Annotated in this window: 7 protein-coding genes and 1 pseudogene; 4 read left to right on the top strand and 4 right to left on the bottom strand. The window is 59.3% G+C overall.

Annotated elements, in window-relative coordinates:
• The first annotated feature begins 846 nt into the window (after positions 1 to 846).
• The 4 genes and pseudogenes from ACTNBK_RS06710 (at position 847) to ACTNBK_RS06695 (ending at position 2384) form a co-directional block, all read left to right on the top strand.
• On the top strand, positions 847 to 1323 hold the full coding sequence (locus tag ACTNBK_RS06710) for an FGGY-family carbohydrate kinase (RefSeq protein WP_441144713.1): 477 nt from the start codon (positions 847 to 849) through the stop codon (positions 1321 to 1323).
• 117 nt (positions 1324 to 1440) lie between these two features.
• Positions 1441 to 1605, top strand: a complete 165-nt coding sequence (locus ACTNBK_RS06705; RefSeq protein ID WP_441144711.1) for a hypothetical protein — start codon at positions 1441 to 1443, stop codon at positions 1603 to 1605.
• A 3-nt stretch (positions 1606 to 1608) separates the two neighbouring features.
• Positions 1609 to 2027: pseudogene (locus ACTNBK_RS06700) on the top strand (L-arabinose isomerase); the annotation flags it as partial.
• A 36-nt stretch (positions 2028 to 2063) separates the two neighbouring features.
• Positions 2064 to 2384, top strand: coding sequence for an L-arabinose isomerase family protein (locus ACTNBK_RS06695; RefSeq protein WP_441144717.1), 321 nt, complete (start codon positions 2064 to 2066; stop codon positions 2382 to 2384).
• On the opposite strand, the gene ACTNBK_RS06690 is transcribed toward ACTNBK_RS06695, so the two are convergent.
• The 4 genes from ACTNBK_RS06690 to ACTNBK_RS06675 all read right to left on the bottom strand — a co-directional run bounded on the left by ACTNBK_RS06690 (position 2371) and on the right by ACTNBK_RS06675 (position 8025).
• Positions 2371 to 4542, bottom strand: a complete 2172-nt coding sequence (locus ACTNBK_RS06690; RefSeq protein WP_441144709.1) for an S-layer homology domain-containing protein — start codon at positions 4540 to 4542, stop codon at positions 2371 to 2373. The genes ACTNBK_RS06695 and ACTNBK_RS06690 overlap by 14 nt on opposite strands.
• 155 nt (positions 4543 to 4697) lie before the next feature.
• Complete coding sequence (locus ACTNBK_RS06685) at positions 4698 to 5888, bottom strand: coenzyme F420-0:L-glutamate ligase (protein ID WP_441144708.1); 1191 nt, start codon at positions 5886 to 5888, stop codon at positions 4698 to 4700.
• A 105-nt stretch (positions 5889 to 5993) separates the two neighbouring features.
• Positions 5994 to 6998, bottom strand: a complete 1005-nt coding sequence (locus tag ACTNBK_RS06680; RefSeq protein WP_441144706.1) for an anion permease — start codon at positions 6996 to 6998, stop codon at positions 5994 to 5996.
• A gap of 52 nt (positions 6999 to 7050) precedes the next feature.
• The gene (locus ACTNBK_RS06675; RefSeq protein WP_441144704.1) at positions 7051 to 8025 is read right to left on the bottom strand and encodes a hypothetical protein; all 975 of its coding nucleotides are present in this window, start codon (positions 8023 to 8025) and stop codon (positions 7051 to 7053) included.
• Positions 8026 to 8027: the final 2 nt, after the last annotated feature.

Genomic DNA, 8027 nt, shown 5'->3' with positions numbered 1-8027 from the left:
GGATGGAAGCCAGCGGCTTCCATCCTGACCGACGCTCTGATTAACTAAGTTCTACCGTGCAGGTGTCCAGCTTGCACTTGCAATTTGCGAAAATTTTAAAAAATAAAAGTGCGTCGGAATAATAAGCTGGTTTTATAAAAAATTAAAAACATTTACATAAAAATAAGAAATATACAATATTTTAGACTTAAATTATATTGTTATTTCCGTACGAGTGGAAACGAGAAAGATTTATATTGTTTATGAAATAAAAAAACATATTTATACGGATGAATTATTGATGTGGTTTTCCAACTGGAGTGTACTGAAGGTACAAAGTCCAGAGACCAGTTTCAGGGAGTTGACGGCGAAAACTGAAGAAATGGAGAGATCAACAATGAGAAGGAATTTCCTCGCCATGACGCTTGGGTCTTTCCCTGGACGCCTGTGGCGGCGGCAGCGCCTCCACTCCTGCTCCCGCCGAGACCGGCTAAGTGGAAGCCAGCACTCCCGCTGAGACCTCCGTCGGCGGTGATCTGATCACCGTGGGCTTTGCCCAGGTGGGTCACGAGTCCGATCGGCGCACCGCCATCACCGGCCCTGCTGTCGCGGCCCTGAAGGAGCAATTCCAATTTAATATCCCCCAGGGCTGGTCGGTGGCACATCTCTATCAGGCCATCCTCAACGGCGAGGGGCATGTGGGGGACATCGACTATCTCACCACCCTGGCGGGCTATGTCCACTACAAGCTCACCGGACAGCGGGTACTGGGGGTGGGGAAGCCAGCGGTATGTTTCCCATCGACAGCAAGACCTGCGACTATGACCCGGCTATGCTGGACTCCTTCGACGCCCTGGTGGCGGAGAAGTGGCATCCCTGGAAGCTGCGGGACATCCTGCCCGGGGTACTCTCCGCCGGCTACGACGCCGGCCGACTCACCCCAGAGGGGGCGAAGCTGCTCGACCCACCGGCACCCTGGAGGCAGGGATTCCGCTGGCGCCCCCCGAGGGCCATGCCGGTACCGGCATGGCGACCACCAATGCCGTGGCCGAGCGGACGGGCAACGTGACTGCCGGCACCTCGGTTTTTACCATGATCGTGCTGGAGAAGGCCCTCTCCAGGGTCTATCCCGAGATCGACATGGTGACCACCCCCACCGGCAAGCCGGTAGCCATGATCCACTGTAACAATTGCACCAATGAGATCAACGCCTGGGCGGAGGTTTTTAAGGGTTTTCACACCGCCCTGGGTCAGTCCCTGGACGGACATGAACCAGGTCTTTACCGCCATATTCACCTCCGCCCTCCAGGGGGAGGCAGACGGTGGCGGACTGCTGCTGAGTAACTATCTCTCGGGCAGCCCATCGCCGACCTGGAGGAGGGACGGCCTCTGCCGGTCCGGCACCAGCCGGGGCAGAGCCTGGAGGACTACCTGGACCGTCAGGTCTTTGCCGGTCAGAAGGTGGTCACTCTGCCGCCCCAGAAAGAGGATCAGGCTGGCTTCGAGGCCTTCATGGGCCGGTACCTGCCTGGTCTGGCGGCGGAGCGCGCCGCCGTGGAACACCTGAATACAGACGATGTTTTGAAAGAATTGGAGATCAGAAACATGGATAACAAGGAATTCTGATTTGTGGTGGGCAGTCAGTTCCTATACAGCCCCGAGGTGCTGGAGACTGTGACCGCCCGGGCCGCTGAGATGACCGAAAAGATCAACGCCCCCGGCAATCTTCCCTGCAAGCTGGTGTACAAGGTCACCGCCAAATCCAACAAGAAAACTGCCGACGTAGTCAAGGAGGCCAACCACGACAACAACTGCCTGGGCATCGTTATTTGGTGCCACACCTTCTCTCCCTCCAAGATGTGGATCAACAGCTTTGTCGATCACCAGAAGCCCTACTGCCACTTCACCACCCAGTATAACCTCGAGATCCCCAACGAGGAGATTGACATGGACTTCATGAACCTGAACCAGGCTGACCACGGCGACCAGGAGCACGGCTTCATAACCGCCCGGCCGGGATGCCCCGGAAAGTAATTGCCGGCTATTGGCATGACGAGAACGTCCAGAAGCGGCTGGATGCCTGGATGCGCGCCGCCATTGGCGAGGCTGTGTCCAAGTCCCTGAAGATCATGGCTATTGGCGACAACATGCGCGAGGTGGCCATCACCGAGGGAGACAAGGTGGAGGTCCAGGCCAAGCTGGGCCGGCAGGTCAACACCTGGCCGGTTTATCTGCTTCGGTCCTGCTGCCTAGGTGCTGAAGCGCTATGGCCTCACAACCCAGAACATCGGCAAGACCGTCAAGGACCTTTGCTGAACCACCGCGAAAGAGAGAAGAGAGAAAAGACCGCCGCCCGGCTGTGCCGGACGGCGGTCTTTGATTTTGCGGCGGTCAGCTCTCCATGAGCCGGTAGAGGAGGATGGCAGCCTCGGCACGGGTAGCGGTACGCTGTCCGGCGTAGGCGCCCTCCACCAGGCCCAGGCCCTGGGCCAGGGCAGCGTAACCCAGCTCGCCTTCAGGGATGGTTTCCTGATCGTCGAAAGCACAGGTGAAAATGCCCTCTAACCCGGCCACCTTGCCGTAGCCTGCCCGGTCCAGTAGCATTTTGATGACACTGGCCCGGGTGAGGAGGGCGTTGTCGTTCCGTTCCTCCTTGGTGAGGGTGCCGGCGCGGTAGGCAGCAGCATAGACCTCATTCCGCAGATCCTGGTCCTCACTGGCGGGGTCCACGGCACAGTAGTCCAAACTGTAAAGGAGGCTTACCAGGTCCCACTGGGTGAGGGCCTGTTCAGGTCCGAAGGTGTCGGCGTCATAGCCAACGCCATAACCGGCCAGGGTTTCCACTGTCGCTTGGGCCCAGTGGCCCTCCAGGTCGGTGTAGTTAAGGCCCTCCGACGGTTCATACTGACGCGCCACTGGCTCTCCGGTCTTGGCGTCGATGCCCAGATAAGAGCCCTCCCGCTCCAGGGTATAGCCCAGCTTCAGATGGTAGAAGGACTGGAAGCCCAGCTGGAGGAGCTTGTCCTGGGCGGTGTCGCCGGCGACCAGGGGCTCAGGAACATAGAGATAGCCCAGAGTTACATCATAGGTGCTCAGCCAGGCATCCAGAGCCGCCTCGGCGTCGATGATGCCGTCGGGGGCGCCAAAGATGACGTTTTCCTCATAGGTAAAGGACAGACTGCTCACCGAGCCGTCGGTGGAATCGATGCCCATAGCATAATAGTGGCTGGGGAAGAAGTAGCCGTTCTCCTGCCGGGCGAAGGTGAAGGAGTAGAAGGGGGACCCCTCTGCCACGGAGTCGGTGTAGCTCTCATAGAGTTCCAGGTGCCCGGTGTGGTCGGGGTAATAGGCATCCAGGAAGGCCTTAGCCTTGGCCTGTGCCTCCTCTGCGGTGAGGACAGGCTTACGCTCTTCATTCCAAGGCCCCTGGGAGTAGATGCCCTCCACCACGCCGGTCTTGGCGTCCATGGTGAAGGTCCGGCGCCAGACACCGTCCTCGGAGGAGCAGCTGTACTGGAGGGCGCAGGTTACCCGGTCCTCCGTCTCCTTGTCGCCCTCCAGCAGGGTGTAGGAGGTGCTGACCAGCTCATAGCCAGTAAGGCCATATTCTTTTACGGAACGAAGTCCGGCGTCCAGCGCCTCCTTGGACTGAACGCCCTCCAGCCTCTGGATGCCGGCCTGCTCGGCCTCGGTGAGTTCACCCTTGTCCAGGGGGGCTGAGGGTGCCGACTCAGTGGAGTCGGCAGCGGCACCGGCGCCCAGACCGTTCTTAAACATCCCGTTTTCCAATTCGGTGAGGTCGATGAGCTCACCGGTTGTGGCATCTACGTAAAAATCGTGTCCGTACTCGGGTAGGTACCGGAGGACGGCGTGGGAAGAATCATCCTCGGAGGGAACATACTCCAGCCGCAGGTCCAGAGTGTCCCGTAGAAGGGCGGTGGCCTGGGCCTGAGTGGTGCTGGGGGTAGCCGAAGGGATGCCCCCCAGGCAGGAATTGGCCAGCACGTCCCGGCTGAAGCGGATCACTTCCATATCCTCCGCCCGGACGGTGATGGAGAGGGACAGGGGGGAGGGCAGGCCGTTTAAGAGGATGTCAGCGGTAAAGCGGTAGTCTCCGCTGCTGAGGTCGGGGGAGCGGGTGAGCTTCAGCTCCGCTGACTCCGTGCGCTTGTCAAGTACCTTGTCCAGAAATGCCTGGGCGGCGGCGGTGGCGGCATCGTTGTCCACCGCCGGGAAGGCGGGCAGGGTGCTGCCGGTGAGGGGCTCTGGCGTCTCGGTGTATTCCGATATGGAGTAACTGATTACCGTACCGTTCTCCAAGGCCTCGATGGTGAGGGAACCGGTATCACCGGTCCAGGTGAGATACCATACCGGCGTCAGGATGTCCTCGGTGCTGTCACCGTGGAAATCGGTGTAGGCGGTGGTGTCCAGGTCCAGAGTGGATTTGACGGCCTGAGTCACCTGGGTGAGCCTGGCATCGGCATTTTCCGGTTCGGCCAGGGCAGGGAGGGCCGTCCCACAGAGCAGGGCGGCGCTGAGGAGCAGAGCGAGCAGCTTCTTCATGGTCTGACCTCCATCCTTGGTAAGCATTGGACTCCTTTATTTTACCAAATCTTTAGACGAAAGTGGAGATGAAAGGTTCCCAGCGCAGGGGAAAACTTGTAAAAAAGCAAAAAAAGCCCCCGGAGCAGAGCACCGGGGGCTTGGGAGAGTAATCCTTACTTCGTGTAGTTGTCAAAATAGCCCTGGACCAGGATGATGGGGGTGCCCTTGTCACCGCTGCCGGAGGTCAGGTCGCACAGGGAGCCGATGAGGTCGGTGAGCCGGCGGGGGGTGGTACCCTGGGAAACCATCTTGCCCTTCAGGTCGGCATCCTTGTGACGGATGTAGTCGGAGATGGCGTCCTTGAGGGCGTCGCCAGATAGGTCGGCGAAGTCGTTGTCGGCCAGATACTTCAGCTTAACCTCGTTGGGCTGTCCCTCCAGGCCGGCGGTGTAGGCGGGAGAGACCACCGGATCGGCCAGCTCCCAAATCTTGCCCACGGGGTCCTTGAAGGCGCCATCGCCATAGATCATGACCTCAATGTGCTTGCCAGTTTTCTCCTCAAAACTCTTCTGAATGCGGTCCACGATGGGCTGACAATCCCGCGGGAAGAGCTTGATCTTCTCTTCAGTGGCCTTGTTGCTGCCCAGCAGACCGTATTTCTCATTGCAACCGCTGCCGTCCACAGGGGCGGTCATCAGGTCATCCAGACCCAGAACAACCTCGGCGCCGGCCTTTTTCAGCAGCTGCTTGGAGCGCTCCCGGGTGTGGATGTCACAGCAGAGGACATACTTGGTGTAGTCCAGGATAGCCCGACAATCGTTGGCCAGGATCACCTCTACTTCACAGCCACAACTGGTGATAACCTCTTTGTAATATTCGATGTAATCCACACCGGTAAAGACATGCTTGTGATAGCCGAAAAGCTCCCGATATTTGGCCTCGGAGAGCACATCCTTGTAGGGGTCTACGCCCTTCTCGTCCACCAGGTCAAGGTCGATGAGGTGGTTGCCCACCTCGTCGGAGGGATAGCTGAGCATGAGAACGATCTTCTTAGCGCCAGTGGCAATGCCCTTGAGGCAGATGGCGAAGCGGTTCCGACTGAGGATGGGGAAGACCACACCCACGGTGTGGTCACCGAACTTGCTGCGGACGTCAGCGGCGATCTGGTCCACGGTGGCGTAATTGCCCTGGGCACGGGCCACCACGGCCTCGGTCACAGCCACCACGTCCCGGTCATCCAGCTGGAAGCCCGCGCTCTCGGAAGCGGCCAGAACACTGTCCACCACGATCTGGGCGATGTCGTCTCCTTCCCGGATGATGGGAGCCCGGATGCCTCTGGATACGGTGCCGACTAATCTTTCCATGGTTTTTCCTCCGTTGATCTGATTGCGGCGCCCGCCGTCCTGGACGACCCGCCGCTGCACATACATCATCATTATATACACTTTTCTGCCGAATGAAAAGAGGTTTTACAGAAAAAACAAGAGTAATTTGGTGCAGAGAAAGCCCAGAAAGCCGCAGGCTGGAAAGGTAAACAACCAGGCCAGGACGATAGAGCGGGCGACCTTCCAGTTTGGATGACATCCGGCTCCCAAAATGGCGGCGGTTTTGGTGTGGGTGGTGGAGACGGGGAGACCCAGAAGGGTGCAGAGGAAAAGGGCGCCAGCCCCGGCCAAGTCGGCGACCAGTCCCCGGCGGAGGTCCAGAGACACCATGTCTCGCCCCACAGTGTCAATGATCTTACGGCCTCCGAGGGCGGTACCCAGAGCCATAGTTCCGGCACACAGGGCGGTGAGCCACAGAGGTGTGGGTCCGGCGGTGCTGCTCTGTCCGGTGGCCAGAGCGAGACCCAGCAAAAAGATGCTCAGAAATTTCTGCCCATCCTGGGCGCCGTGGAGGAAGGCCATGGCCGCCGCGCTTACACGCTGGGCACAGCGATAAAAGGCGGCGCTCCATGGCTGGGCCGGACAGGCGGAAAAAATCTTTGCTAGGAGCCAGCCCAGCCCCACGGACAGCGGGAGAGACAGCAAGAGCCTGATCCAAGCCCATAGGCCCACGTTATTGATACCCCCATCCAGAGCAAGAGAGGCGCCTGTCAGCCCGGCCAGCAGTCCATGGCTCTCACTGGTGGGGATGCCGAACAGCCAGGCCGCTGTGGACCATATGACAATGGCGGCCATGGCGGCACAGAGAGTCCACAGCGCGGTCTGTCGGTCGTCGCCAAACTGGGCCAGTTCCAGGACGGTACGGGTGACGGCGGGGAAATAGACGGCGGAGAGAAGGGCGCCCAACAGGTTGCACGCCGCCGCAAGCATGGCAGCAGCGGAGAAGGAAAGGGCTTTGGAGGCCACGGCGGTGGCGATGGCGTTGGGGGCGTCGGTCCAGCCGTTGACCAAAATGACGCCCAGCGTTAGGAGGGCAACAGGCAACAGGCCGGGGACCGACAGAGCATCTGCCAGAGAAGAAAAAGACATAAAAATACCCCCTCCTCACAATGTACGGTGGGGAGGGGGTAGATATGTCGTTTTAAATTTCCGGCAGAGACAGGGAGGGAGCGTTGAGGCCGAAGGCGGAACCGGTGTAGACTACTTCTGTATGAAGCAGGACGGCCTGGTCCAGACTGCCCTCTGGGATGGCAGGCGCATTCAGGTCTAGAGAGAAGGTGGCGTAGAGATCGTCACCCTCGGTGGTAAAGAGGGCCAGACTGCCGGGGGAGACCACCACTTCGCCGCCAGGAACGGGGAAACCCAATTCGGTCATATCCAGAGTGAGCTGGGCGTCACCGGCGGTAATGGTAACGGTGTTGGCATCGGCATTATAGCTGCTGGACACCGACAGAGACAAAATCGCCACATAGTCACCGGGGGTAAACTGCTGGACATCCCAGCTGCCGGTGCTGAAATCTACCATATAAAGGCCCCAGGTATTGCCGCCTGTGTTACCACCCAGATAGGGTACCACAGCCAACTCCTGGGACTGGTCACCGTCGAAGTCCCCATAGGCCATAGCCGGCATATACGCCTGGTCAGAGAGGAAGGGGATGGTGTCGTAGCGCCACTCGGTACCTACCCGAAGAATGAGACCCTGTTTGTCCCCCGGTCCGCAGGCGGCATAGAGCCAAGTATCCTGGTCCGGGATCTGACACACCAGATAAAGTCCCGCATCATCCGGGCCCAGTGCTGTGACAGCCTCCAATACCTGCTCGCCGCTGGAGAGCTGGGTAGGGAAGTCGTTGAGGGTCAGACTGTCCGGGTCGCCGTCCCACAGAAAGGGTGTACCGGTGGGGAGAGGCAGCGTTTCCGTGGGCTGAACCTCCGGAGACAGAGTGTCGGTTGGCAGAGGCGTAGCGTCAGGAGCCTCAGTGGTGGGGACTGGTGTCTCCACAGCGAGAGTGGCGACGGGGGTTTCCGACAGTTCTGGAGATGGCGTGGTCGAGGTGTCACCATTGCAGCCGGATAGAGCCAGCAGACAGGCAGTGCATAGGGTAATGAGCTTTTTCAAAG

This window comes from Intestinimonas sp. HCP28S3_D6, assembly GCF_052065695.1.
Lineage (GTDB): Bacteria > Bacillota > Clostridia > Oscillospirales > Oscillospiraceae > Intestinimonas.
Note: the sequence above shows the minus strand (reverse complement) of the source record. Positions and strands in the feature narration are given on the sequence as shown.